A 23,243-nucleotide genomic window follows, 5' to 3' on the forward strand; every position below is an offset into this window, starting at 1 on the left:
GTGCTCCGTGCTTGGAAGCCGCGCGTCAGCTCGCGGAACGCAGCTGGCGCAGCTGCTCCAGTGTGCTGCCCAGCGTCGGAAGCGTGAGTGAAAGCGGCTGCGCCGCGATCGTGCGCAACTGTTCGCGCTGGCGCTGCAGCATCGGCGAATCCGGCCACAGTCGCGTCATCCAGCCGTTGGCCCGTTGCAATGCCGCGCGGAAGCCGTCGCCGTCGCGACGTTCGGCCGCGGCGCGCGCCAGCGAAAGTTCCAGTTGCAGCCCGGCCATCGCGGCGATGCGGTCGGCGGGCTGCACGGCCACCGAACGATCGCTGGGGCGCACGTCGATCAGGCTGGCGAAGGCGCGGCGCCACCAAGGCGCATCGGCGGGCGTGGTGGTTGCAGGCTCCGCCGGCAACGCGGTGATCGTCTGCGCGAACGCATCCAGTTCCGCCATCGCGCGCACGCGCGGTTCGGCGCCGAGTGCGTCCAGTCCGGCGCGCTCCTGTTGCAGTGTCTGGCGCAGGCTCAGGTAGGCGGGATCGTCGACGCCATCAAGCACATGCGCGGCCAGCGCATAGGCGCGCCGTGCGCCGTCCAGGTCGCCGGCGATCAGCAGGCGCTGCTGCGCCAGGCTCAGCAGCAGTTCGGTCTCGTCCAGACGCAGGGCCTGCGCGCCGTGACGGTCCGGATCGGCGAGCTTGGACACCGAATCTTCCAGCAGTGCCGCGCGCTGGCCGATGCCGAGCAGTTCGTCGCGCAGCACGCGGTTGGTCGCGTCCGCCTGCTGCAGGCGTTGCAGCTGCGCGCGCTGGTCGCGGCGGATCGAGTCGATGCGTCCTTCGAGCGCGTCCAGGCGCTGGCCCGCGTCCTCGGCCTTCGCGCGTTCGCGCTCGCTGCGCGCCTGCCATTGCATCCAGCCCCAGGCACCCGCGGCGGCCAGCGCGAGGATCAGCAGCAGCCAGGCCCAGCCGCGCGAACGGCGCGGTGCAGGGGCGGGAGACGGGTCGGGTGTGGAGGACACGGGATCGGGCGGTCGGCGGGACGCGCCATGCTACCGGATGCGACGCCGGTCACGTCGGCGTCGTGACCGGGACTCAGCGTGTCGCAGCCGCCACCAGATCGGCCGGCCGCGCGCTGCGTGCGACGACGATGTCGTCGAAGCTGTACTCGCGGGCGAAGTCCGCCAGCCGTTCGCTCGCGGCGAGCACCTGCGCGCGGCGCAGGCGTTCGCGCGCCGCGTCCGGCAATGCGGCCATCGCGAGCTGCAGTGCCTCGCCGCTCGACAGTGCGAGCTTCAGCGGCACGTCGGCCGCCATCAGCTGGGCGATGGCGCGTGGTGGCAGCGGGACCGGCTCGCGTTCGTACACGTCCACGCGCAGCACGCGGAAACCGCGCGCCTGCAGTTCGGGCACGAGTACGCCACGTCCGCCGGGCGCGGTGACGAATCCGAGGTTTCCGCCGATATCACGGGAAAGACCCGGCAACGAAAGCAGCCCTTCGCTGTCCATGCGCGCCGGCGCGTGCACCTGTGCCACGCCCGCACGGCGCAGCGCGGCGGCGGTACCGGCGCCCACGGCGAACCACTGCTGCCCTTCGCGCGCATGCAATGGCGAAAGCGTACGTGCCGCGCGCACGGCGACGGGACTGGTGAACAGCACGCGCGGCGCACGCAGGGCTTCGGCCAGTGCCCGTCGCGTGGGGTCGTCCGAGCGCATCCGCAATCGCCAGGGCGACAGCGCGATCACGCCGGCACCCACGCGGGCCGCGGCGCGGCGCAGTAGCGCGTGTTCGCCGCGCGGGCGCAGCGAGATCACGTACCATCCGGGCGGCGTGCGTGCGGTCATCGCACCAGCATAGCGGCTCGGCAACGGATGGCCGGCGCAAACGCGCACAAGCACCTGTGCGCATCGCCGCGAATATCCCCGTCGTTCCGATGAGTCCCCCGCATCCGATGAACCATCCACACGAACACGCCGCTGCGCTCGAGCGGCTGCACCAGCACTATCAGTCGATGCCGCCGGTCGCGGCGATGGACGTGCGCGTCGCCGCGTACGACGGCGCCGTGCTGCGCCTGCATGCGCCGCTGGCGCGCCACGTCAACGACAAGGGCTGCGCGTTCGGCGGCAGCCTGGCGTCGATGATGACCCTGGCGTCGTGGGGCCTGGTGTCGCTGCACGTCGAGGAAGCCGGCCTGCAGGCCGAGGTCTTCGTCGCCGACAGCCAGATCCGCTACCTCGCGCCGCTGTTCGCGGACCTGGACGTGGAGGCCGAACTGGCGCCCGACTCCAGCTGGCCCGGATTCCTCGCCACGCTGCGCGAGCGCGGTCGCGCGCGCACCGGCCTGATCGCGCGGGCGCGGCTGCCCGACGGCGGAATCGCGACGGAGTTCACCGCCCGCTACGTGGCCATCCTCAAGTCGCGGGCGCCGGCCGGCGCGACCGGCTAGGATTGGCCGCACTTCCGCGTGGAAACGCCTGCATGCGCCGTCTTTCCCAGTTCGCAACCCTGGCCGCGCTGGCCTTCCTGCTACTTCTGGCCGGCCCTGCCGTGGCCGCCAGCAAGATGGACAAGCTGCAGGCCAACCAGTACGCGTGGTCCGGCGCGATCCGCTGGGGCGATTTCGAAGGCGCGCTCAGCCTGATCGATCCGGCCCACCGCGAGGCCAACCCGGTCAGCGACCTGGAACTCAAGCGCTACGAGCAGGTGCAGATCACCTCCTACCGCGAGCGCGGCAGCACCGCGGACAAGAAGGGCGGCGTGGCCATGCGCGACGTCGAGATCGGCGTGGTCAACCGCCACACCCAAGCCGAACGCACCGTGCGCTACCGCGAGGAATGGCGCTGGGACGAAGAGGACAAGAACTGGTGGCTGACCACCGGCCTGCCCAACCTGTGGGACGGCGAATAGGCGCGTGAAAGCCCCGGTTTTGCGCCGGGGGAACCGCTGGGCGACAATCGCGGCCCGTTTTCCCGCCGCGTGATGCCGTGACCTTCCAAGAACTGTTCGCCTTCGCCGAACGCCACCCGCTGCTGTCCCTGGCGCTGGTCGGCCTGACCCTGGCGATCATCTACACCGAAGTGGCGCGTCTGTTCCGCGGCTACAAGGCATTGCGTCCGGCCGAGCTGACCGGCCTGATCAACCGCGAGAACGCGCTGGTCATCGACCTGTCGGCCAGCAACGACTTCGAAAAGGGCCACATCGCCGGCAGCAAGTCGGTGCAGCCCAGCCAGTTCGATCCCGAGAACAAGCTGCTGGCCAACGCCAGGTCGCTGCCGGTGGTGGTGGTGTGCCGCAACGGCCAGGCCTCGGCCGATGCCGCCAAGCGCCTGAAGAAGGCCGGTTTCACCCAGGTGTACTGGCTCGACGGTGGCATCGCCGCCTGGCAGCAGGCCGACCTGCCGCTGGTCAAGGGCCGCGCCTGATCCCTGCCAGGCGCGGCGCACGCGGGAAAATGCCGTGCGGTTGATCCGGCGTATCGGGCGCTGGGTGGCGGCCCTGGCCTGTTTCGTTGCGGCGATCACAGTGGTGCCCACGGCGTGGGGGCCGGTCGTGATCATCGCGGCGGCGCTCCTGGTGTCGTTCGCCCTGCTGGACGGATCGCATGCGTCGCAGGTAGCCGATGACGAGTTCCCTTCGTCGGCATGGCGGTTGCGCCGCGACGCCGACGGCATCGTGCTCGAGCAGATCGCGCTGGCGGCCTACTTCGACAGGTCGCTGATCCGGCATCGCCTGCTGCGCTTGCTCACCGGGACGCTGGTGTACCTGCCAACGCTGGCCCTCGTGGGCGTTCTCGCGTTGGCGATGGCCATGCCCGGGTTCTCGCCGGGTATCGGCGCAGCCCTGGCCATCCTGGCCCTGGGCGCGTTCATGCTGGTTCCGGTGGTGATGTTCCATCGCCGCGGGCGGAGCCCGGTCTGGTTCCGTATGCGCTTGCGCGATGCGCGGCTGGAACTGAACGGCGCCGCCGCTGGCTGGAATCGACCGGGCTTTGTCCGCCAGTTCGATGCCACGCAGCTGCAGCGGATCAGCGTCGTGCACGCGAAAGTGACCATCGGTCCGACGTTGCGCCTGCCCTGCCTGGTCCTGCACCTGGCCGATGGCGCAGCGCTGCAGCTGCCACCCATGCCGAGCAATGCAGCGGATCTCGCGGCGGTCGGCGCCGCCGCCACGCTCATCGGTGGGCATTTGTGCCTGCCGCCCGATCGCATCGGCTTGCCAGCGGGACAATCTCAGGTTGCCCGCTGACGCCGAGGGCGCATAATTGGTCTCTTTTCGCAAATTCGCTCCGGGAGCAAACGAGATGTCCGAAGAAAACGTCAACGGCGCCGCCGCGCCTGCCGAAGCCAACGGCCCGGCGTTCACCGTCGAGAAGATCTACGCCAAGGACGTTTCCTTCGAGGTGCCGGGCGCGCCGGGCGTGTTCAACGAACAGGCCCAGCCGCAGCTGCAGATGAACCTCAACCAGAGCGTGCAGCGCCTCAACGAGAACGCGTTCGAAGTGGTGCTGGGCATCACCCTGACCTGCAACGCCGGCGACAAGACCATGTACGTCGTCGAAGTGAAGCAGGCCGGCGTGTTCGGCCTGGCCGGTTTCGACGCGCAGACGCTCGACGCCATGCTCGGCACCCACTGCCCGAACGTGCTGTACCCGTACGCCCGCCAGCTGATCAGCGACCTGATCCAGTCCGGTGGCTTCCCGCCGTTCTTCCTGCAGCCGATCAACTTCGACGCGCTGTACGCCGAAGGTCTGCGCCAGCGCGCGCAGCAGGCCGGCAATGCCGGTCTGGCCGACACCGAGACCGCCGGCAACGCCTGATCGTCGCCCCGGCATGGAAGCAGCCAACCCATTGCCGAACGTCGCGGTCCTCGGCGCGGGCTCGTGGGGTACCGCGCTCGCGGCCCTGATCGCACGGCACGGTCATCCAACCGTGCTGTGGGGCCGTGACGCCGACGGCGTCGCGGCCATCGACCAGCGCCACGAGAACCCGCGCTACCTGCCCGGCATCGCGCTGCCCGAGTCGCTGCGCGCCACCACCGACCTTTCCGAATCGCTGCGCGATGCGGACCTGGTGCTGGTGGTGGTGCCCTCGCACGCCTTTGCCGAAACGCTGCGCAAGCTCGCCCCGCACCGTCCGGCGCATGCCGGCGTGGCGTGGGCGACCAAGGGCTTCGAACCCGGCAGCGGCCGCTTCCTGCACGAAGTGGCCGAAGAGGTGCTGGGCGAGAGCGTGCCGCTGGCGGTCGTGACCGGTCCGTCGTTCGCCAAGGAAGTCGCACAGGGACTGCCCACCGCACTGACCGTGCACGGCAGCGATGCCGGCTTTGCGCAGGCCGTGGCCGATGCGCTGCACGGTCCCGCGTTCCGCGCGTACACCGGCAACGACATGCTCGGCGCCGAACTGGGCGGCGCGATGAAGAACGTGCTGGCCGTTGCCACCGGTGTGGCGGACGGCATGCAGCTGGGCCTCAACGCGCGCGCCGGCCTGATCACGCGCGGCCTCAACGAAATGCTGCGCCTCAACCACGCCATCGGTGGCCGCGCGGAAACTCTGATGGGCCTGGCCGGCCTGGGCGATCTGGTGCTCACCTGCACCGGCGATCTCTCGCGCAACCGCCGCCTGGGCCTCGCGCTGGGTCGCGGGCAGTCAATTGCGGATGCGGTGCGCGAGATCGGCCAGGTGGTCGAGTCCGTGCAGACCGCCGACGAAGTGATGCGCCAGGCCGAACGCCACGGCATCGAGTTGCCGATTTCCAGCGCGGTGCAGGCCGTGCTGCACGGCGAGATCACGCCGGCCGAAGGCCTGCGCCTGCTGCTGGCGCGCGAGCAGAAGCCCGAATATCCGACCGGCCTGTTCGGCTGACCGGATTCGCACGCGACATGGAAAAAGGCCCGGCGAACGCTGGGCCTTTTATTTCCGCATCGGTGATGCGCTCAGAAACTCGCGCGCACGCCGACCGCATACATCGAGAACTTCCCGCCGGCTTCGAGCTGGCCGACCAGGCCCCACACCGGCGTCAGGCGATACTGCAGACCCGCGCTCACGCTGCCCGCGCCGTCGTACACGTCGCCGTCGGTGTAGTTGGCCTTGATCCACACCTCGACCGGGTCGGCGATGAGATGGCGCACGCCGACGGACAGGCGGAAGTCCTCGCCGTCGGCACTGCCCTCGCCGTCGTCGTCCACGTCGATCTCGGTCCCGAGCATGCTGATTTCCGCGACCAGGTCGGTTCGCTCGCGCAGCGTGTTGTGCCAGCCCACGCCGATCTGGTACTGCGACAGGTCGACACCGGCGCTGCCGATCTCCACGTTCTCGATCGACACGCCGACGTCGTCGTCGCCGGCGCGATACGAGCCGAACACATGGAACGACTCGCCCAGCGCGGCCGAGCCGCCCACGTAGAAGCCGTCGGCCTCGATGTCGTCGACTTCGATCTCGACGCCCGGGCTGTCGGGCGAGGGCAGCTCCTGGTCCAGCGCGGCGAAACCGCCTTCCAGATAGGTGTAGCTGTGCGGGCCGGCGAAGGCGGCGAGCGGTGCCGTGGCAAGCGCGATTGCCAGCGCGATCTGCTTCTTCATGTAATCCCCGTGTTGAGAGGTGTCGGTCGCGGACGTTAACGGCTGCGTGCGCGGCTGTCCGCCGCAGCGTACCGGAACTGCGATCGGATCGCGGAAAACGAAAAAGCCCGGCCGGAGCCGGGCTCTTTCGCAGCGAACAGGCGGCTCAGAAGCTCGCGCGCACGCCGGCGTTGAAGCGGGTCAGCTCATTGAACACTTCGACCTCGCCGACCAGGCCCCAGGTCTGGTTGAACTTGTACTGACCGCCGAGCGTGCCGACAAACTCGCCGCTGAAATCGCTGCCGTCGATATAGCCGGCCTTGACCCAGCCTTCCATGCGCTCGGAGCCGCCGCGCAGGCCGACGGCGATGCGGCCGGCGTTGTTGTCGAACGATTCCTTCTCGGATTCGCCCTCGGCGCTCACCTTGACCTCTTCCTCGAGCCGCAGGTACGACAGCTCGGCGAGGAAGTCGACGCGCTCGCCCATGGCCATGTGGTAACCCACGCCACCCTCGGCCAGCGTCAGTTCGTCCTCGACGTCGACACGGATCTGCTCATCGCCGAGGTCGAAGGTCACCGAGTCGTCGTCCTTCGCACGGCTGAAGCCGCCGAAGAAATAGAACGACGGGTTGACCGCGAACGAGCCGCGCAGATAGGCGCCCTTGGCGTCGAAGTCGCCGAGCAGTTCGTCGTCGTTGTCGACGCGGGCCTGCGTGTAGCCGCCCTCGACGTAGGTGTAGCTGAAACCGTTGTCCTCGGCGAAGGCAGCAAACGGCGCGGCCGCCAGCATGGCAGCCAGAATGAAACGCTTCTTCATGAAATCCCCTGATCCTTGTGGTGGTGGTCCTGCCGCCCTTGCGGCGGCGCGCGCACATTAGCCGAATGTGCCGCCCATCACAACGAAAAAGAGAAGCCCGGCCAAGGGCCGGGCTTCCAGTCGCGACATGGGGGAGAGAGAACTCTGTCGCGGTAAGGCGCGGTCGCTTAGAAGCTGATGCGCGGACCGATGAAGTACGAGGTGTAGCCGTCGACGAACTTCACTTCGCCGTTGATGCCCCAGGTCTGGTTGAACTTCACCTGGGCGCCGAGGCGGCCGTAGAACTCGCCATCGATGCGCTCGTAGTCCTCGTAGCCGGCCAGCGCGTAGCCTTCGAAGTTCGGAGTCAGCGCGGCACGCACGCCGGCCTCGACGCTCCAGCCGTCGGCGTCGCTGCCGGCGTAGTGATCGCCACCGAAGTTGATGCCGTCGGTCTCGGCCTTCTGGTAGGCCACGCGGGTCAGCAGGTCGACCTGCGGGTTGATCTCGTGGTTGTAGCCGATACCGACGTTCCAGCGGTCGACGTCGATGCCGTTGATGCGTGCGCCCGGCAGGATGTCGAAGTCGTCAGTTTCCTGGCCGATGTAGCCGCCGAAGATGTGGAAGTTCGGCGCGATGGCGGCCGAACCGTTGATCGCCCAGCCGTCGGCGTCGGGGCCGTCGCTGACGCTGTCGGCGGCATAGCCGGCTTCGACGTAGTTGTAGGACACGCCGTCGGCGGCCGAAGCGGCGAACGGAGCGGCGGCAAGAAGGGTCAGGGCAAGCAGGGAACGCTTCATAAGGTCTCAGCCTCGTTATTGATTCTGGATCCGGGCCGGCTCGGGGGAAGCGTGGTCGGCTCCGGTGGCGTGCAGTATCCGGAGCTAACCGAAATTTAACCTGAATACTGAACTGAGGCGTGCAGGAACTTCCGTGTCGATCGTGGGTCCGGAGCAGCCCAGACGGTTGCCGCCGGCCTTGCCGAGCTGCAACTCACAACCCGCCCGACACGTCGACCAGGCTGCCGGTCATGTAGGACGCTTCGTCCGACAGCAGCCATACGATCGCGCGGGCGATCTCGTCCGCTTCGCCGCCGCGCTGCATCGGGATGCGGGCCTTGACGCGCTCGACGCGATCGGGTTCCCCGCCGCTGGCGTGGATCTCGGTGTGGATGGAGCCGGGGCGCACGGCGTTGACGCGGATGCCTTCGCTGGCGACTTCCCTGGCCAGACCCAGCGTGAACGTATCGACGGCGGCCTTGGAGGCGGCGTAGTCGACGTACTCGTTCGGCGAGCCGAGCCGCGAGGCGACCGACGAGACGTTGACGATGGCACCGCCGTGGCCGCCGTAGCGCGTGGACATGCGTCGCACGGCTTCGCGTGCGCACAGGAAGCTGCCGACTACGTTGGCGTTGAACACGCGCGCCAGCCGTTCGGCATCCATCGCGTCCACGCGCATCTGCCGTTCCAGGATGCCGGCGTTGTTGACGAGCGCGGTGAGCTCGCCGAAACGGCGATCCACCTCGTCGAACAGTCGCAGCACGTCCGCCTCGCGGCCGACGTCCGCCTGCACGGCGATGGCTTCGCCGCCATCGCGTTCGATCTGCGCGACGACCTCGTCCGCCGAATCGCGTCGCTCACGGTATGCGATGCACACGCGATACTCTGCCTTCGCGGCCAGTCGCGCGGTCGCCGCACCGATGCCGCGGCCACCGCCGGTGATGATCACGATCCTGTCCATGGTGCCCGCCAATTGCGTTCTGGAAACCGGCCGCTAGCGCCGATGTGCGCTACAGCCGCTTGCGGTAGACGTGCTGGGTCTTGGTGCGGGTGAAGCCCGCGTCTTCGTAGAACGGATGCGACTGCGCGCGTGCGATGTTCGAACGCACCATCACTTCGGCCACGCCGATCTCGCGCGCCCAGTCCTCGGCCGCGTGGACCAGCGCCTGGCCGATACCGCGACGACGCGCGCCTTCATCGACGACCAGACCGACGATCTCCACACGCTCGCCCAGCTCCAGCATCAGCCGGTTCTCGAGCGCGATGAAGCCCAGCAGCGAGCGGTCGTCGTCGGTGGCGACGATCACCGGGTGGTCGGCCGACACCAGCAGGCGACGCAACCGCGACGCGAACACCGTCGCGTCCTGCGGATAGCCGAGTTGTCCGGACAGGCGCGCGAGCTCCGCCGCGTCGTCCGCGCGTGCGCGGCGCAGCGTGGCCGAGGACGTCTTCGCTGCGCCGGTCACGCTCACGCGCCCTCGCGCAGCCAGCGCGCCGCGTCCAGCGCGTAGTAGGTCAGCACGCCGTCGGCGCCCGCGCGCTTGAACGCCAGCAGCGCTTCCATCGCGGTCATGCGCTCGTCCAGCCAGCCGTTCTGCGCGGCGGCCTTCAGCATCGCGTACTCGCCGCTCACCTGGTACACGTAGGTCGGCACGCGGAACTCGTCCTTCACGCGGCGCACGATGTCCAGGTACGGCATGCCCGGCTTCACCATCACCATGTCGGCGCCTTCCTCCAGGTCCAGCGCGACTTCGTGCAGCGCTTCGTCGGAATTGGCCGGGTCCATCTGGTAGGTGTACTTGTTGCCCTTGCCCAGCGCCGCGGCCGAGCCGACCGCGCTGCGGAACGGGCCGTAGTAGGCGCTGGCGTACTTGGCGCTGTAGGCCAGGATGCGCGTGTTGACCAGTCCGGCGTCTTCCAGCGCGACACGGATCGCGTGGATGCGACCGTCCATCATGTCGCTGGGCGCGACCACGTCGGCGCCGGCCTGGGCGTGCGAGACCGCCTGCTTCACCAGCGCTTCGACCGTCTGGTCGTTGAGGATGTAGCCGGTGTCGTCGATCAGCCCATCCTGGCCGTGCGTGGTGTACGGATCGAGCGCGACGTCGGTGATGACGCCCAGCTCCGGGAAGCGTTGCTTCAGCGCACGCACCGCGCGCTGCACGATGCCGTCCTCGCGCCAGGCGATCCCGCCGTCGGCGGTCTTGCCGGCGACGTCGGGCACGCCGAACAGGGTGATCGCCGGCACGCGCAGTTCGACGCAGGTTTCGGCCACGCGCAGCAGTTCGTCGATCGACAGGCGCTCCACGCCCGGCATCGACGCGACCGCTTCACGGCCGTCGCGTTCGTGCACGAAGACCGGGTAGATGAGGTCGTTGGTGGTGAGGACCGACTCGCGCATCAGCCGGCGCGAGAACTCATCGCGGCGCATCCGCCGCGGACGTGCGTGGGGGTAGCTGCTCATGGCGCGACATTGTACGCCGCAGGTCGGGCGCGACCCGCACCAGATCTGCCGCGTCCCCGTTGTAGGAGCCAGCTTGCTGGCGACCAAGCACCATGGAAAGCCGGTCGCCAGCAAGCTGGCTCCTGCAAGGCGTCACGGGGCGGCGTACACGCGATAGCGCAGCGGCTTCAGGCCCAGCACGCTGCCGGGCTCCGGCGTGGTGACGCCCGGAGACGCGACGAAGTCGAGTTCGAGCGGGCGTGACTGCCCCTGCACGGCCAGTTCCAGGGTGATGCGGTCGGCCAGGCGGTGCGCCGCGACCACCTGCGCGCTGACGCATTCGTCGGCCTCGCAGGGGGCCAGATCGTGGGGGCGCGCGTACAGCCGTGCGGGGCCGTCCGGCACGCCGTCGGTGGGCAATGCCAAGCCGTGGCCGGCAATGCGGAACCGCCCCTGGTCCACATGGCCGCCCAGTACGTTGGCACGGCCGATGAAGTCGAACACGTACGCGGACGCGGGCTCGCTGTAGATCTGGTCCGGCGTGCCGACCTGCTCGATGCGGCCCTCGCGTAGCACGACGATGCGATCGGCCAGTTCCAGCGCTTCTTCCTGGTCGTGGGTGACGAACAGCGTCGTCTGGCCGGTGCGCTCGTGCAGCTGCCGCAGCCAGCGGCGCAGTTCCACGCGCACCTTCGCGTCGAGCGCGCCGAACGGTTCGTCCAGCAGCAGCACGGTCGGATCGATGGCCAGCGCCCGCGCCAGCGCGACGCGCTGCTTCTGCCCGCCGGACAGCTGTTCCGGATACCGCCTGCCGAAGTCCGGCAGCTGGATCAGGCCCAGCAGCTCGTCGACGCGCCGGGCGATGGTCGCCTTGTCCGGCCGCCGGTTGCGTGGACGGCTGCGCAGGCCGAAGGCGATGTTCTCGGCCACCGTCATGTGCTTGAACAGCGCGTAATGCTGGAATACGAAACCGACGTTGCGTTCGCGCAGGCTCAGTCGCGTCGCGTCGTCCCTGCCGAACAGCACCTGTCCCGCGTCGGGATGCAACAGGCCCGCGATCACGCGCAGCAGCGTGGTCTTGCCCGATCCCGATGGGCCGAGCAGCGCGACCAGCTCGCCAGCTTCGACGTCCAGGTCCACGCCGTCGAGCGCGGCGACGCCGGAGTACCGCTTGCTGAGCTGGCGCAGGTGCAGGTCCATGCCACTCCGGGTGTTCGGCCGCGCGGACGCGGCGTGTCCGGCGAGGGTGACAGACCCGGTGGACGCGGTCGACTGCGCCGCCCTCACGGCGTCGCTGCGGCCGGAACGCCAGCCGGTGCCGGGAGAGCCGATCGTGGTGGAGGGGTCAATGTCGACGGTGGGATTTCGCAAGGGCGTCGCCATGGCGTGCCTCCAGCCAGAATTTCAGGATCAGGGTGATGATGGCCAGGCCGCTCAGCAGCGAGGCCGCGGCGAACGCGCCGGTGCTGTCGAACTCGTTGTAGAGGATCTCGATGTGAAGCGGCAGCGTGTTGGTCAGCCCGCGGATATGGCCCGACACCACCGACACCGCGCCGAATTCGCCCATCGCGCGCGCCGAGCACAGCAGCACGCCGTACAGCAGGCCCCACTTGATGTTGGGCAGCGTCACGCGGCGGAACATGGTCCAGGCGCCCGCGCCCAGCGAGCGCGCGGCGAGTTCCTCGTCCGCACCCTGCTGCTGCATCAGCGGGATCAGCTCGCGCACCACGAACGGGAAGGTGATGAACAGCGTCGCCAGCACGATGCCGGGACGCGCGAACAGGATCTTGATGTCGTAGTGCTGCAGCAGCGCGGCGAACCAGCCGCTGGAACCGAACAGCAGCACCAGGCACAGGCCGGCGACGACCGGCGACACGGCGAACGGCAGGTCGATCAGCGACAGCAGCAGGTGCTTGCCGCGGAACTCGAAGCGCGTCACCGCCCACGCGGTGAACATGCCGAACACCGCGTTGACCGGCACCACGATCGCGACGGTGAACAGCGTGAGCTTGAGCGCGGCGACGGCGTCGGGCTGGCGCAGCGAATCCAGCCACACGCCAAAGCCCTTGCCGAACGCGGCGCCCAGCACCATCAGCAGCGGCAGCAATACCAGCGCGGCCATCACCAGCACCGCCGCGCCGATCAGCAGCCATCGCAGCCATGCGGGTTCCTGCAGGTCGTCGCGGGCGCTCATGGTCTGCTCCAGCGGCACTGCAGACGCATGTCTGCAAGTGGACGTATCGTCAGTCGATCACGCATCACGCTTCGCACTCCTGCGCTCATGCGCGAACAGCGAGGGAATGGCGTTGATCGCCAGCAGGCAGACGAATGAGGCCGCCAGCAGGAGCGCGGCGATCGCGATGGCACCGGCGTAGTCGTATTCCTCCAGCCGGATGGTGATCAACAGCGGTGCGATCTCGGTTTTGTAGGGCAGGTTGCCGGCGATGAAGATCACCGAACCGTACTCGCCCAGCGCACGCGCGAACGCCAGCGAGAAACCCGTGAGCAGCGCGGGCAGGAGTTCCGGCAGGACCACGCGGCGCAGCGTGGTGATCCGCGACGCGCCAAGCGACGCCGCGGCTTCCTCCTGCTCGCGTCCCAGTGCCTCCAGCACCGGCTGCACAGTGCGCACGGCGAACGGCAGGCCGATGAAGATCAGCGCGATGGTGATGCCGATGGGCGTGTAGGCGATCTTCAAGCCGAGCGGCTCGGTCCACTGACCGACCCAACCGTTGGACGAGTAGATCGCCGTCAACGCGATGCCGGCCACGGCGGTCGGCAGCGCGAACGGCAGGTCGACCAGCGCATCCAGCAGGCGCCGCCCGGGGAAGCGGTAACGCACCACGACCCACGCCACCAGCGCGCCCGCCAGCGAGGCGATCAGCGCGGCCACCAGCGATGCGGTGAAGCTGAGCTTGAGCGAGGCCTGCACCCGCGGGTCCTGGATCGCACGCAGCCAGCCTTCCGTGCCGAGTCCCGCCGCTCGGATCGCCAGCGCGGCGAGCGGCAACAGCACCACGACGCTCAGCCAGGCGAGGCCCAGGCCCAGGCTGAGCCCCAGGCCGGGAAGTGGACGGCGGCCACGGCGTGCGGTGAGTGGAAGGGTGAGGGTGGACATTCGCTTTGGGTCGGCGTTGCGTGGTCGTGGGCGGGGCTTTGGTGCGCTTGTTGCTGTGGCTGCTGTGGCTGTGGCTGTTGCTGTTGCTGTTGTTGTTGTTGTGGCTGTTGCTGCCGCTGTTGTTGTGGCTGTTGTTGTGGCTGTTGTTGCTGTTGCGTTCGCGCTTGCTCTAGCTGTCATTCCCGCGAAGGCGGGAATCCACGCTTGCAAACCTCACTGCTGACGAAGGCCGGGATCACGTCGGACGGATGGATTCCCGCCTTCGCGGGAATGACGGCTCAAAAGCGAACGCCGAACATCTTCCCGACACCCGACACCCGACACCCGACACCCGACACCCGACATCCGACACCCGACTCCCAATTCCCGCTCCATCACCGCGGCCGATAGATCCGGTCGAAGAAGCCGCCGTCAGCGAAGTGGTCCGCCTGTGCCTTCTTCCATCCGCCGAACGCGCTGTCGATGGTCACCTGCTTCACCTGCGGGAAGCGCGACAGTTCCGCGGCCGGCACCTTGTCGGGTTCGGCCGGGCGATAGCCGTGCCTGGCGGCCAGGCGCTGGCCTTCTGGCGTGTAGAGGAAGCGCAGGTAGGCCTCGGCGGCCTTGCGCGTGCCGTGGCGGTCTACGTTCTTGTCCACCCACGCCACCGGCGGCTCGGCCTTGATGCTCAGGCTGGGCACGACGATGTCGAACTTGCTGCGCGTGTCGGCGTCGGCCAGCGTCAGCAGCGCTTCGTTTTCCCACGCGATCAGCACGTCGCCGATGCCGCGCTCCACGAAGGTGGTGGTGGCGCCGCGCGCGCCGGTATCCAGCACCGGCACGTTCTTGAACAGCCGCGTCAGGTAATCCACCACCTTGTTGCCATCGCGGTATTCCTGCGAAGCCCAGGCCCATGCGGCGAGGTAGTTCCAGCGCGCGCCGCCCGACGTCTTGGGATTGGGCGTGATCACGCCAACGCCTGGCTTCACCAGGTCCGCCCAGTCGCGGATCTGCTTCGGATTGCCCTTGCGCACCAGGAACACGATGGTCGAGGTGTACGGCGAGCTGTTATGCGGCAGCCGCTTCTGCCAGTCGGCGGGAAGCAGCTTGCCGTTGGTGGCGATCGCATCGATGTCCGCAGCCAGCGCCAGCGTGACCACGTCGGCTTCCAGGCCGTCGATCACCGCGCGAGCCTGCTTGCCGGAGCCGCCGTGCGAGGCGCGGATGTTGAGCGTCTCGCCGGTCTGCTGTTTCCACTGGGCGGCGAACTTCTGGTTGACCTCGGCGTAGAACTCACGCGTGGGGTCGTAGGACACATTGAGCAGCTGCACGTCCTTGGCCAATGCGGCACCGCTGGCCAGCGCCAGCGACATGGCGAGCAACGCGTTGCGGAAGAGTCGGTTCATGGCACTTCCCTGGGAGTCGGATGAAAGAATCAGAAGGAGAACTGCGCGCGGGTGAAGAAGGCCTTCTCGTCTTCACGGTCGGCGCCGGCGGCCGCGCCGCCATCGAACTGCGTCTGCGTGTAGTTGGCGACCAGCTTGAAGTTGCTGGTGAGGTACCAGTTCACGCCCAGTCCCCACGCCTGCGCGTTGCGCGCGACCGCATTGGGGTCGGCGAACACCGGAAAGGCGTCGTCGTCGATGTCGAGCTCGCCGTACCTCGCGACCAGTTCCCACGCACCCCAGCCTGCACTGCCGACCGTAAAAGGATGGTTAGGCCGCGCGACGCCGCGGTAGCTCGCGTCCTCGCCGGTGATGACCCATCCTGCGGTGAGCTGCCAGGCGCGATGGTCGAGCGCTTCGCGCGCACCGGTGGTGGGAAGCAGCACTTCCTGGCGTGAGCTGATGTATTCGCCCAGCAGGCCGAACGCATTGCGGTACCAGTACGCCTGCGGCGACCAGCGGGTGTGCTCGCCATCGGCCGCCACCGCGCTGCGGTAGTTGAAGAACTGCACCTGCCCCGGCGTGCGATAGCGCGGCAGGAAATTGTTGCCGGTGCCTTCCTTGTCGCCGGTGCTGCCGGCGATGCCGAAACCCAGGCCCGACAGTGCGCCGCCGCCGTTCTTCCACGGCTCGACGAACACGCGCGCGCCGATTTCAAAGTTGTTGTCCGGGTTGGTCGTGGCTGCGTCGCGGCCGTCCGCGGTTCCGTTGTACACGCCGAACACGTAGTTGACCGCCGACTGCGCGAATTCGCCCTGCAACTGCACGCCGATCTCGCGACCGGGCGCCAGTTCGCTGGGAAACGCGAGTTCGACCATCTCCAGCGAACCGCTGCTCTGCAGGCGTTCCAGACCAACCGGGCTCTTGGTCTTGCCGATGCGCAGCGTGGCGCGCGGGTCGAAGCGCAGGTCCGCCCACGCGTCCAGCAGCGTCACGCTGTCGCCGGCGAGTTCCGGTGTGATGCGGAACGCGAGCAGCGGGCCCCAGCTGCCTTCCAGCGTGAGCTGCGCGCGGCGCCACAGGAAGGTGTCGTTCTGCGGGACCGCGTCGTCGTCGATGTAGAAGCGGCCGTCTGCCTGCAGCAGTCCGCGGAACTTCACCTCGACGTCGCCCGGCGGCGGCGACTTCACCGACAGGCCCTTGCTGGCGCTGAGGCTGACCACCGGCGTGCTGGCCGCCCTGACCTGCGCTTCTTCTTCCTGCAGCTCGAGGCGGCGTTCGATCACGCGCAGGCGCTGGTCGAGGTCGGCCAGGCCGTTGGCATCGGCAGTGGAGGTGTCGCCCGGTCGCGCGGTGCCCAGGCGCTGCTCGATGGCCTGCAGGCGGCGCGCCAGCTCCTCCACCGTCGGCGGTGTGGACTGCGCGTGCACGGGTCCGGCCAGGGCACACGCCAGCGCGCTTCCGGCAAGGACGGGCAAGGGCGACCTTCGCGTTCGGAGCTGGGACATGGGTGGATTCCTGGGAGGGGAGGGGCGGCCTCCGGACGACCGGCGGCACGGCGCGACTGTCGCCGCCATGTCGCCGGGAACGGAAAGGCGGGTGCGTCATGCGCTCATGCCGAACCGGTATGAGCCGTGAGGCCGTGGAAATATTTCGTGAAGCGTCGCGTGAAGGAAACGACCGTGCCAGCCGGCATGCGTCGATGCCTTGCCGTAGGTCAAGGAAAAAGAAAGCCGGCGCCTCGCGGCGCCGGCTTGGACAACGTCGATGCGTGTCGGCTTACTTCAGGTTCGTCGCGGTGCACAGCAGGATCGCCGCGCCCTGCAACGGATGGATCAGCTTCGCGCTGCGCAGGCGCTGCTGCAGGTCCACCATGCACTGCACGTACTTGCCCGGGTTCTTGCTCGAGGTCTTGCACAGGTTGTTCCAGGCCTGCACGTTGGCGCCGACGATGAAGCCGCCGGTCTCCAGCACGTCCACCGTGGTGTTGCACTTGCCGATGCGCGCATCGCCGGTGTTCACCTTCCAGCCCATGTCGCGGTACAGCGCCGGCGTCAGGTCGACGTTGTACTGCGCCTGCACGGTCGGCGTGTCGAACGGCTCCATCAGCGCGTTCGGCGACAGCGCCGTGTCGTAGTGCGAGAACGTCGAACCCGGCGCGACCACCGCAGGTGCGTATAGCCGCACGCGGCCGGTGTCGTCGGCACCCTGCAGCAGCACCGGATCGACCTCGAACGTCACGCCCACCGGCAGGTTGGCCTTGAAGGTGTTGCCGTCGGCCAGGGTGATGCGGATTGCCGGGATGGTGATGTTCGGATCGGTGCCGCCCAGGTCCGGCGGAGGCGAGCCGGCGACGTTGTCCGCCACCACCATCGCGATGCCGCCCGCGGCCTGCACGTTCGCCGCCTTCACCGTGAAACCGCAGGTGCCGCGATCGACCAGCACGATCTTGCCGGCTACCGCCGCGGCGTTGGTCAGCGGCGTGCACGCATCGCCGGTCGTGGGGCCGGCCGGGTTGGCCTCATCCACGCCCAGCACGACCGAACCGGTGAAGTTGGCCGGGGTGGCGACCGGACCGAAGCTCGCGGTGCCGTACAGATAGCGTCCGGCGATGGCCGCCGGCGAGGTGACGGTGAAGTACTGGCGGTTGTCCAGCACCAGCGCCGCCTCGTTCTTCACGCGTGTGCCCGACCACACCAGGCGTCCGGCCGTGCGCATCGCTTCGGCGCGCTGCGCCGGCGTGCTGGCCGGATCGTTGAAGCCGATGCCGACCACGTTGTCGAACGCGTTCTGCGTGTACGCATCCGAGCGCGGACCGGTGCCGTCGAAATCGCCGAACTGGCCGGTGGACTTGTCGAGGAAGCCCTGGAAACCCAGGCCGTGCCCGATCTCGTGCATCACCACGTTGAGGAAGTTGATGCCGCCGGCGGGCGTCTTGCCGTCCAGGCCGTAGTACCAGGTGGTGCCGGCCAGGCAGTCGGGCTTGCCCAGGTCGCCGTTGAAGCGCGACACGATGTCGGCCGGATCGTCCGGCACCGGGTCCAAATCGACGCCGGCCAGCGAATCGGCGAGCGCCGCGCTGTACCAGATGCCCGGACGCGGCGCGTTCGGGAAGTCGCGGTCGATCCAGTTGGCGCCGGCCGAACCGAGCGTCGCACCGGTCGCGGTGCAGTTGAGCCGCTGGAACGACGCGCCGACCTTGATCGGTACGTCGCTCTTGAGCACCGCGCCCCACAGGTCCATCGCGAAGCGGTACACGATCTGGCGCTGCTGGCCGACCGTGGTGCCGGGGTTGAGGCCGACCGGCGTGGCCGGCGTGGGATCGTCGAGGCCCAGGCCGGTGCCGGCATCGCCGTTGAGCAGCACCAGCTGCGCGGCATCGGCGTTGGCGAAGGCGAATGCGCCGGACAGGGCCAGCGCGCAGGCAAGGAGTCGCTTCTTCATGATCAGCGCTCCTCCAGTCCGTGGGCAGGCGCGTTGTGCGCGTCGCCATCGTCGTGTTCGATCACCAGCTGTCCGGATGCATCGCGATGCGCGACCACCGAGGTCATCTGCGATTCGGGCACCTTCACCGACACGCCGCCGTGTGCGTTCTTGCGCACCGTCGCGCGAGCGGCCGCCGCATCGCGCGGAGCCTGGAAGGTCTTCGCCATCGCCGGTGCGATCCTGGGCTGCTGGCCCTGCGTGAGCGCCTGGTCGAGTGCGCGGCTCTCGGTGGCGGTCAGCGGACGCAGGCGGCCGGTCTCGGCGTCGACGCCAACCTTGATGCCTGCGTAGGTCACTTCATGCGTTGCGGACTGAGCGTCGGCGGCATGGGCGGTGCAGCACAGCCCAAGCGCCAAACCTGACAACCAAAGCGCGGATCCAATCCTTTTCATGGGTCAAGTCCCGATCTGAAGGTGACGGAACACCCCCGCGATGCGTCATCGCGAAATCATCGACCGTGGGGATGCAAAGGCGGGCTCCCCCCTTCAGCCCGGATCGAGTGTGCGCCCGCTTCTACGCGCGCGACAAGCCCGCACCGCAGCATGCGCGGCGCCACGTATTCAGACGGAAAAAGCGGCCATGCACGCACGCGCGGTGCGTGATGGCGGCGTCAACGACGCGGCGTCAGATCAGGCCGCCGCCGATGCCCAGGCGCACGATGCCGACCACGATGACGATGCCGTTGAGGATCAGCCCCGTCTTGGCGCGGCCGCGGTTGCCCGGACTGGTGAACGCGATTCCGATGGCCGCGATGATGGCGCCGACGGCGGCGAACGGAATCAGCAACCAGTTGCCCCAACCCAGCAGCGGGATCAGCGCGATCACCATCCAGATCATGGCGACGATGCCCCAGAGCAGGCTGATGAGACCCATGGCGTTTGGCTCCTTGTGACGACCGGGGTGGACGGACGTGTTCAGATTAGGGGCCACGGCGCCAAAGGAACAGCACGGCCCGACGAAACGCAGCCTGGCGTGCGCCGGGCGCGGTTTTCGGGCGGTGAAAGCCGGTCCGGGCGCCCGCGATGTCGCGAGCAGGCGGATGGCTGGTGCCGTGCCGCGGACAGACGCGCTGCGAACAGCCAACGCGTCACGCGGGGGCCGCCGGCTCAGGCGTGCACGCCGTCGATTTCCACGCGCAGCTCGCGCCGGCATACGGCCGCGTGCAGCAGCACGCGCGGGACGTCCGGGCCCAGCCGCGCGTCGAGCGCGCGCGCAACGGCATCCATCTCGTCCACGTGGCGCACGTACACCTTCAGGTGCGAGGTCGGGCCGAACTGCGCCGGCAGCGATGGCCAGCGCGCACGCGCCGCAGTAAGCAGGCTGTCGAAGTTCGCCAGCGTCTCGTCCAGCTGCGTCACCACAGAGTCCGCGTGCTGCGATTCGTGGCCGACGATGGCGGCCGTGCCGGAAATCATCAGCGGCATCTCGCCTTCGACCGGCGGCAGCATCGCGCGCGCGAAACTCGGCGGCTGCGGCCCGTACTGGCGCGGGTAGCGATACGCGCTGATCTGGCGCGGGTTCTCCAGCGGCGTGCCCGGCATGCGCGAGGCCAGCCAGTACACCTGCAGGCGGCGCGCACCGTCGACGCGGCCGATGGCGGTGGCGGCCGGCAGGTGCTGTGTGTCGACGAAGCCCAGCCCGCGCGCGCGGCCCACGCAGAACTGGCGATAGCGTTCTTCGTCGCCTTCACCCAGCGTGATGCCGTCCAGATAATTCCACACGCGCAGCAGATGCGGGTAGCCGCGTTCCTGCACGAACGAAAGCAGGCGGCGATACACACGGTCGGCGGCGGCCTCGATGTCGCTGCGACCAGGCGCCACTTCCGGTTCGTCCAGTTCGATCGCACCAAACATCAGGGCGCCATCTTCAGACCAGGCGACCTCGCCTTCACGGCCGCGGCGCACGGGGCCGCTGCCGCGCCACACTTCCAGCGGCGCGTCGCCGTGCGGCTCCAGCGCCACGCGCAGGTAACGCGGATCGTCGCTCACGGGAGCGGCCGCACCGAAACCGATCACCGCCAGCGTATCCGGCGCAGTCAGTGCGGCCGCCGGCGTGCCGTGTACGTAATCCACCGACCAGCGCGGGATGGGCATCGCGATGGGCTGCACTGCACTCACCGCGGCGTCTCCGGACCCGGCTGCAGCGTGTCGGCGTTGCCGTGCAGGCCGACGTCCACCGCGACCTGGCGACGCCGGCGCAGCCAGCCGGCCAGCGCCTGCGGCGCCATGCTCAGCGCGGTCATCGTGTAGATGAAGCGAAACAGCCGCAGCCGGCGCAGCACCGCCTGGTTGTCGAACACATCGCCGGCCAGCATCGAGATCACAGCCTGCTCCACCTGCCACACGTTGCGCGGATGATTGAACAGGTGTCGCATCACCGGTGTGGTGAAGCGGTAAATGAACCACTGGAAGTGCTTCAGGCCGCGCTTCAGGCGCGTGACCATCTGCTGCTGCAGCGCGGTTTCGCGCGAGGGATCGCGCAAGGCGCCGTCCACCACCTGCGCGGCCTGCTCGGCGCTGTTCATGCCCAGGTACACGCCCGACGAGAACACCGGATCGACGAACGCGTACGCGTCGCCGACCATCACCCAGCCCGGCCCGGTCATCTGCGTGCAGGTGTAGGAGTAGTTGCCCGTCACGTGCACCGGCGCCACGCGTTGCGCGCCCTGCATGCGCGCGGCGACCTGCGGCTCGGACATCAGCGTCTTCATCAGGAACGCTTCGTTGTCGCCGCGGCGCGTCTTCAGGTATTCGGGGAAGCACACCGCACCCACGCTCATCACGCCGTCGCGCAGCGGGATCAGCCACATCCAGCCGTGCTCGAAGCGCTGCACGGTGATGTTGCCCGCGTCGTCGCCGGCACGGCGCTCCACGCCGGTGAAGTGGCTGAAGATCGCCGCCGACTGGTGCAGCGCGTTCTTCTTCTTCAGCTTGAGCTGGTTGCCGAAGAACGTGTCGCGGCCGCTGGCGTCGACGATGTAGCGCGGCTGCGCGGTGAACGCCACGCCGTCCGCGTCGCGGGCATGCACGCGTGCAGGACGGCCATCGGCGCCGAACTCCACGCGCTCGACCTTGTGCCGCTCACGCGCATCCACGCCGTTGGCCTGCGCATGGCGGAACAGCAGCTGGTCGTACTCCTCGCGCTTGACCTGGTAGGCGTAGCCGAACTGCGGGTTCAGCGCACGCTCGAATCGGAAGGTGTTGTAGTGGTTCACGTCGGCCGGCGTGCCGTCGTCGTTGACGATGGGGAACTCCGCGCCGGGCTTGAACGTGCCGATGGCCTTCACCTGCTCCAGCACGCCCAGGCGTTCCAGGATCGGCAGGTTCATCGGCAGCAGCGATTCGCCGATGTGGAAGCGCGGGTGCGCGTCCTTCTCCAGCAGCAGCACCTTCCAGCCCTGGCGGGCCAGCAGGGTGGCCGCGGTGGTGCCGGCCGGACCGCCGCCGATGACCAGCACGTCGACCTGCAGGGTGTGGGATTCGGGAGCGGGCGGGGTCGGGTGGGCGGCCGGCGCGGGGCTGCCGTGGCCGGTCTGAGGCGCGGATTCAGTCATGGCGCGCATCATAAGGGAACGCCGACATGCGGCTCCGTCCGGTCTGACCCGCAAGGCCGGGTTTTTCCGCTTCCCGGCGCCGTCATCGCCGACGGTTGCGCCGCGCCGTCCGATGCCGGATCGTTGCGTGCCTCGAAACGCCCCTGGAACCCGTGATGTCTGAACAAAGCCCCGTCGAACGCGAGCTGGCCGAGCTGCTGGTCTCCAGCCTGAACCTCGAGGACGTGGCGCCGGCGCAGATCGATCCGGAGGCGCCGCTGTTCGGCGAGGGGCTGGGCTTGGACTCGATCGACGCGCTGGAACTGGCGCTGGCGATCTCCGGCAAGTACGGCTTCCAGCTTCGCTCCGACAGCGACGAGAACCGCCGCATCTTCGCCTCGCTGCGCGCGCTGGCCGCGCATATCGAGCAGCGCCGCGCCGCCTGACCGGCGGCCCAAGCGTCATGAACACCGTCGTCCTGCGGGCCCTGCCGGCCATCGTCCTGGCCGTCGCCTACCCGCTGCTGGCGCACTGGGCCAGCATCGACGGCGGCGGCGTATCCGCGTCGCTGGCGATGGCAGACCTGGTCGCGCTGTGCCTGGTCGGCCCGCTGATGCAGGGCCAGGCCTGGGCGTGGGCGGTGATGGCCGCGACCGCCGCCGGGCTGGCCTGGATCGCGCAGACGCCGTACGCGCAGATGCTGCTGCTGGCGCCGCCGATGCTGTTCGTCGGCTTCGTGGCGTGGATGTTCGGGCGCAGCCTGCGCGCGCCGCGCGAGCCGCTGATCACGCGCATCGTCGCGGGCATGGAGCGCTGCGAACCCGCGCAGCTGCCTCCCGCGCTGTACCGCTATTCGCGCCGGCTGACCGCGATGTGGGCCTGGCTGCTGACCGGGCTGGCGGTGGCCAACGGCGTGCTGGCGCTGATTGCCGAGCCCGACGGCGTGCTGGTGCGGCTGGGCTACACCCCGGCCGTGACCATCGGCCAGGAGGAGTGGTCGCTGTTCGCCAACCTGCTCAATTACGGCGTGCTCGGTGGCTTCTTCGTCGGCGAGTACGCGCTGCGCCGTTACCTGTTCCCGCACCGCCCGTACCGGCACTTCTTCGACTTCGTCCGCCAGATGGCGGCGCTGGGACCGCGATTCTGGCGGAGTCTGTTCGACTGATCAGGCCGGGCCGGCGCGGCGC

At 68.8% G+C, this 23,243-nt stretch carries 27 protein-coding genes; 9 read left to right on the forward strand and 18 right to left on the reverse strand.

Features of this window, described 5'->3' with window-relative positions:
• Positions 1-25 precede the first annotated feature (25 nt).
• Complete coding sequence (locus VFE83_RS18335) at positions 26-1,003, reverse strand: uroporphyrinogen-III C-methyltransferase (RefSeq protein ID WP_324908831.1); 978 nt, start codon at positions 1,001-1,003, stop codon at positions 26-28.
• Between the two features lie 73 nt (positions 1,004-1,076).
• Positions 1,077-1,826, reverse strand: coding sequence for a uroporphyrinogen-III synthase (locus VFE83_RS18340; RefSeq protein ID WP_324908833.1), 750 nt, complete (start codon positions 1,824-1,826; stop codon positions 1,077-1,079).
• Positions 1,827-1,933: 107 nt separating this feature from the next.
• On the opposite strand from VFE83_RS18340, the gene VFE83_RS18345 reads away from it, so the two are divergent.
• The 6 genes from VFE83_RS18345 to VFE83_RS18370 all read left to right on the forward strand — a co-directional run bounded on the left by VFE83_RS18345 (position 1,934) and on the right by VFE83_RS18370 (position 5,843).
• Complete coding sequence (locus VFE83_RS18345; protein ID WP_324908835.1) at positions 1,934-2,428, forward strand: YiiD C-terminal domain-containing protein; 495 nt, start codon at positions 1,934-1,936, stop codon at positions 2,426-2,428.
• Between the two features lie 32 nt (positions 2,429-2,460).
• The gene (locus VFE83_RS18350) at positions 2,461-2,889 is read left to right on the forward strand and encodes a hypothetical protein (protein WP_324908837.1); all 429 of its coding nucleotides are present in this window, start codon (positions 2,461-2,463) and stop codon (positions 2,887-2,889) included.
• A gap of 77 nt (positions 2,890-2,966) precedes the next feature.
• Positions 2,967-3,404: a rhodanese-like domain-containing protein gene (locus VFE83_RS18355; RefSeq protein WP_324908839.1), complete on the forward strand. Its 438-nt coding sequence runs from the start codon at positions 2,967-2,969 to the stop codon at positions 3,402-3,404.
• Between the two features lie 64 nt (positions 3,405-3,468).
• Positions 3,469-4,227: a hypothetical protein gene (locus VFE83_RS18360; protein WP_324908841.1), complete on the forward strand. Its 759-nt coding sequence runs from the start codon at positions 3,469-3,471 to the stop codon at positions 4,225-4,227.
• 55 nt (positions 4,228-4,282) lie between these two features.
• Positions 4,283-4,798, forward strand: coding sequence for a protein-export chaperone SecB (gene secB / locus VFE83_RS18365; RefSeq protein ID WP_324908843.1), 516 nt, complete (start codon positions 4,283-4,285; stop codon positions 4,796-4,798).
• Between the two features lie 13 nt (positions 4,799-4,811).
• On the forward strand, positions 4,812-5,843 hold the full coding sequence (locus VFE83_RS18370) for an NAD(P)H-dependent glycerol-3-phosphate dehydrogenase (protein ID WP_324908845.1): 1,032 nt from the start codon (positions 4,812-4,814) through the stop codon (positions 5,841-5,843).
• A 71-nt stretch (positions 5,844-5,914) separates the two neighbouring features.
• On the opposite strand, the gene VFE83_RS18375 is transcribed toward VFE83_RS18370, so the two are convergent.
• The 9 genes from VFE83_RS18375 to cysT all read right to left on the reverse strand — a co-directional run bounded on the left by VFE83_RS18375 (position 5,915) and on the right by cysT (position 13,674).
• Complete coding sequence (locus VFE83_RS18375) at positions 5,915-6,559, reverse strand: outer membrane beta-barrel protein (RefSeq protein ID WP_324908847.1); 645 nt, start codon at positions 6,557-6,559, stop codon at positions 5,915-5,917.
• 145 nt (positions 6,560-6,704) lie between these two features.
• Positions 6,705-7,355 carry an outer membrane beta-barrel protein gene (locus VFE83_RS18380; protein ID WP_324908849.1) on the reverse strand — a complete coding sequence of 217 codons (651 nt, stop codon included), beginning with the start codon at positions 7,353-7,355 and terminating at the stop codon, positions 6,705-6,707.
• A 167-nt stretch (positions 7,356-7,522) separates the two neighbouring features.
• Entirely contained in the window at positions 7,523-8,134 is a 612-nt protein-coding gene (locus VFE83_RS18385; protein WP_324908851.1) for a diffusible signal factor-reguated Ax21 faimly protein, read from the reverse strand.
• 193 nt (positions 8,135-8,327) lie between these two features.
• Positions 8,328-9,074, reverse strand: a complete 747-nt coding sequence (locus VFE83_RS18390) for an SDR family oxidoreductase (protein WP_324908853.1) — start codon at positions 9,072-9,074, stop codon at positions 8,328-8,330.
• Between the two features lie 49 nt (positions 9,075-9,123).
• Positions 9,124-9,585, reverse strand: a complete 462-nt coding sequence (locus VFE83_RS18395; RefSeq protein WP_324908855.1) for a GNAT family N-acetyltransferase — start codon at positions 9,583-9,585, stop codon at positions 9,124-9,126.
• A complete protein-coding gene (gene hemB / locus VFE83_RS18400; protein WP_324908857.1) occupies positions 9,582-10,577 on the reverse strand; it encodes a porphobilinogen synthase in 996 nt (331 codons plus the stop codon). Before hemB ends, VFE83_RS18395 begins: the two co-directional genes overlap by 4 nt.
• Before the next feature lie 132 nt (positions 10,578-10,709).
• Positions 10,710-11,756, reverse strand: a complete 1,047-nt coding sequence (locus VFE83_RS18405) for a sulfate/molybdate ABC transporter ATP-binding protein (RefSeq protein ID WP_324908900.1) — start codon at positions 11,754-11,756, stop codon at positions 10,710-10,712.
• A 145-nt stretch (positions 11,757-11,901) separates the two neighbouring features.
• On the reverse strand, positions 11,902-12,750 hold the full coding sequence (gene cysW / locus VFE83_RS18410) for a sulfate ABC transporter permease subunit CysW (RefSeq protein WP_324908859.1): 849 nt from the start codon (positions 12,748-12,750) through the stop codon (positions 11,902-11,904).
• 57 nt (positions 12,751-12,807) lie between these two features.
• Positions 12,808-13,674, reverse strand: coding sequence for a sulfate ABC transporter permease subunit CysT (cysT, locus tag VFE83_RS18415; protein ID WP_324908861.1), 867 nt, complete (start codon positions 13,672-13,674; stop codon positions 12,808-12,810).
• A 41-nt stretch (positions 13,675-13,715) separates the two neighbouring features.
• Here cysT and VFE83_RS18420 point away from each other — a divergent pair, with 41 nt between their 5' ends.
• A complete protein-coding gene (locus tag VFE83_RS18420; protein ID WP_324908863.1) occupies positions 13,716-13,847 on the forward strand; it encodes a hypothetical protein in 132 nt (43 codons plus the stop codon).
• A gap of 201 nt (positions 13,848-14,048) precedes the next feature.
• Here VFE83_RS18420 and VFE83_RS18425 read toward each other — a convergent pair whose 3' ends face one another.
• From VFE83_RS18425 to VFE83_RS18455, 7 genes are all read right to left on the reverse strand, one after another.
• The gene (locus VFE83_RS18425) at positions 14,049-15,059 is read right to left on the reverse strand and encodes a sulfate ABC transporter substrate-binding protein (RefSeq protein ID WP_324908865.1); all 1,011 of its coding nucleotides are present in this window, start codon (positions 15,057-15,059) and stop codon (positions 14,049-14,051) included.
• 29 nt (positions 15,060-15,088) lie between these two features.
• Positions 15,089-16,546: an OprO/OprP family phosphate-selective porin gene (locus tag VFE83_RS18430; protein ID WP_324908867.1), complete on the reverse strand. Its 1,458-nt coding sequence runs from the start codon at positions 16,544-16,546 to the stop codon at positions 15,089-15,091.
• Between the two features lie 271 nt (positions 16,547-16,817).
• Entirely contained in the window at positions 16,818-18,482 is a 1,665-nt protein-coding gene (locus VFE83_RS18435; RefSeq protein ID WP_324908869.1) for a PA domain-containing protein, read from the reverse strand.
• 2 nt (positions 18,483-18,484) lie between these two features.
• Positions 18,485-18,820, reverse strand: a complete 336-nt coding sequence (locus VFE83_RS18440) for a post-PEP-CTERM-1 domain-containing protein (RefSeq protein ID WP_324908871.1) — start codon at positions 18,818-18,820, stop codon at positions 18,485-18,487.
• Positions 18,821-19,148: 328 nt separating this feature from the next.
• Positions 19,149-19,397, reverse strand: a complete 249-nt coding sequence (locus VFE83_RS18445; RefSeq protein ID WP_324908873.1) for a hypothetical protein — start codon at positions 19,395-19,397, stop codon at positions 19,149-19,151.
• 233 nt (positions 19,398-19,630) lie between these two features.
• Positions 19,631-20,617, reverse strand: a complete 987-nt coding sequence (locus tag VFE83_RS18450; protein WP_324908902.1) for a pteridine-dependent deoxygenase — start codon at positions 20,615-20,617, stop codon at positions 19,631-19,633.
• Positions 20,618-20,637: 20 nt separating this feature from the next.
• On the reverse strand, positions 20,638-22,077 hold the full coding sequence (locus VFE83_RS18455) for an NAD(P)/FAD-dependent oxidoreductase (RefSeq protein ID WP_324908875.1): 1,440 nt from the start codon (positions 22,075-22,077) through the stop codon (positions 20,638-20,640).
• Positions 22,078-22,232: 155 nt separating this feature from the next.
• On the opposite strand from VFE83_RS18455, the gene VFE83_RS18460 reads away from it, so the two are divergent.
• Positions 22,233-22,502 carry a phosphopantetheine-binding protein gene (locus VFE83_RS18460; protein WP_324908876.1) on the forward strand — a complete coding sequence of 90 codons (270 nt, stop codon included), beginning with the start codon at positions 22,233-22,235 and terminating at the stop codon, positions 22,500-22,502.
• A 17-nt stretch (positions 22,503-22,519) separates the two neighbouring features.
• Positions 22,520-23,221, forward strand: a complete 702-nt coding sequence (locus tag VFE83_RS18465) for a ketosynthase (protein WP_324908878.1) — start codon at positions 22,520-22,522, stop codon at positions 23,219-23,221.
• Positions 23,222-23,243: the final 22 nt, after the last annotated feature.

The sequence above is a fragment of the Lysobacter sp. genome (assembly GCF_035655815.1).
Lineage (GTDB): Bacteria > Pseudomonadota > Gammaproteobacteria > Xanthomonadales > Xanthomonadaceae > Lysobacter_J.

What these genes read in the sequence shown, in the direction of transcription:
- cysW (WP_324908859.1), bottom strand. Translation starts at nt 12,750, where the DNA reads ATGAGCGCCCGCGACGACCTGCAGGAACCCGCATGGCTGCGATGGCTG.
- VFE83_RS18370 (WP_324908845.1), top strand. Translation starts at nt 4,812, where the DNA reads ATGGAAGCAGCCAACCCATTGCCGAACGTCGCGGTCCTCGGCGCGGGC.
- cysT (WP_324908861.1), bottom strand. Translation starts at nt 13,674, where the DNA reads ATGTCCACCCTCACCCTTCCACTCACCGCACGCCGTGGCCGCCGTCCA.
- VFE83_RS18445 (WP_324908873.1), bottom strand. Translation starts at nt 19,397, where the DNA reads ATGGGTCTCATCAGCCTGCTCTGGGGCATCGTCGCCATGATCTGGATG.
- VFE83_RS18345 (WP_324908835.1), top strand. Translation starts at nt 1,934, where the DNA reads ATGAACCATCCACACGAACACGCCGCTGCGCTCGAGCGGCTGCACCAG.
- VFE83_RS18350 (WP_324908837.1), top strand. Translation starts at nt 2,461, where the DNA reads ATGCGCCGTCTTTCCCAGTTCGCAACCCTGGCCGCGCTGGCCTTCCTG.
- VFE83_RS18380 (WP_324908849.1), bottom strand. Translation starts at nt 7,355, where the DNA reads ATGAAGAAGCGTTTCATTCTGGCTGCCATGCTGGCGGCCGCGCCGTTT.
- VFE83_RS18385 (WP_324908851.1), bottom strand. Translation starts at nt 8,134, where the DNA reads ATGAAGCGTTCCCTGCTTGCCCTGACCCTTCTTGCCGCCGCTCCGTTC.
- secB (WP_324908843.1), top strand. Translation starts at nt 4,283, where the DNA reads ATGTCCGAAGAAAACGTCAACGGCGCCGCCGCGCCTGCCGAAGCCAAC.
- VFE83_RS18460 (WP_324908876.1), top strand. Translation starts at nt 22,233, where the DNA reads ATGTCTGAACAAAGCCCCGTCGAACGCGAGCTGGCCGAGCTGCTGGTC.
- VFE83_RS18405 (WP_324908900.1), bottom strand. Translation starts at nt 11,756, where the DNA reads ATGGACCTGCACCTGCGCCAGCTCAGCAAGCGGTACTCCGGCGTCGCC.
- VFE83_RS18390 (WP_324908853.1), bottom strand. Translation starts at nt 9,074, where the DNA reads ATGGACAGGATCGTGATCATCACCGGCGGTGGCCGCGGCATCGGTGCG.
- VFE83_RS18425 (WP_324908865.1), bottom strand. Translation starts at nt 15,059, where the DNA reads ATGAACCGACTCTTCCGCAACGCGTTGCTCGCCATGTCGCTGGCGCTG.
- VFE83_RS18430 (WP_324908867.1), bottom strand. Translation starts at nt 16,546, where the DNA reads ATGTCCCAGCTCCGAACGCGAAGGTCGCCCTTGCCCGTCCTTGCCGGA.
- VFE83_RS18340 (WP_324908833.1), bottom strand. Translation starts at nt 1,826, where the DNA reads ATGACCGCACGCACGCCGCCCGGATGGTACGTGATCTCGCTGCGCCCG.
- VFE83_RS18465 (WP_324908878.1), top strand. Translation starts at nt 22,520, where the DNA reads ATGAACACCGTCGTCCTGCGGGCCCTGCCGGCCATCGTCCTGGCCGTC.
- hemB (WP_324908857.1), bottom strand. Translation starts at nt 10,577, where the DNA reads ATGAGCAGCTACCCCCACGCACGTCCGCGGCGGATGCGCCGCGATGAG.
- VFE83_RS18450 (WP_324908902.1), bottom strand. Translation starts at nt 20,617, where the DNA reads ATGCCCATCCCGCGCTGGTCGGTGGATTACGTACACGGCACGCCGGCG.
- VFE83_RS18375 (WP_324908847.1), bottom strand. Translation starts at nt 6,559, where the DNA reads ATGAAGAAGCAGATCGCGCTGGCAATCGCGCTTGCCACGGCACCGCTC.
- VFE83_RS18435 (WP_324908869.1), bottom strand. Translation starts at nt 18,482, where the DNA reads ATGAAGAAGCGACTCCTTGCCTGCGCGCTGGCCCTGTCCGGCGCATTC.
- VFE83_RS18455 (WP_324908875.1), bottom strand. Translation starts at nt 22,077, where the DNA reads ATGACTGAATCCGCGCCTCAGACCGGCCACGGCAGCCCCGCGCCGGCC.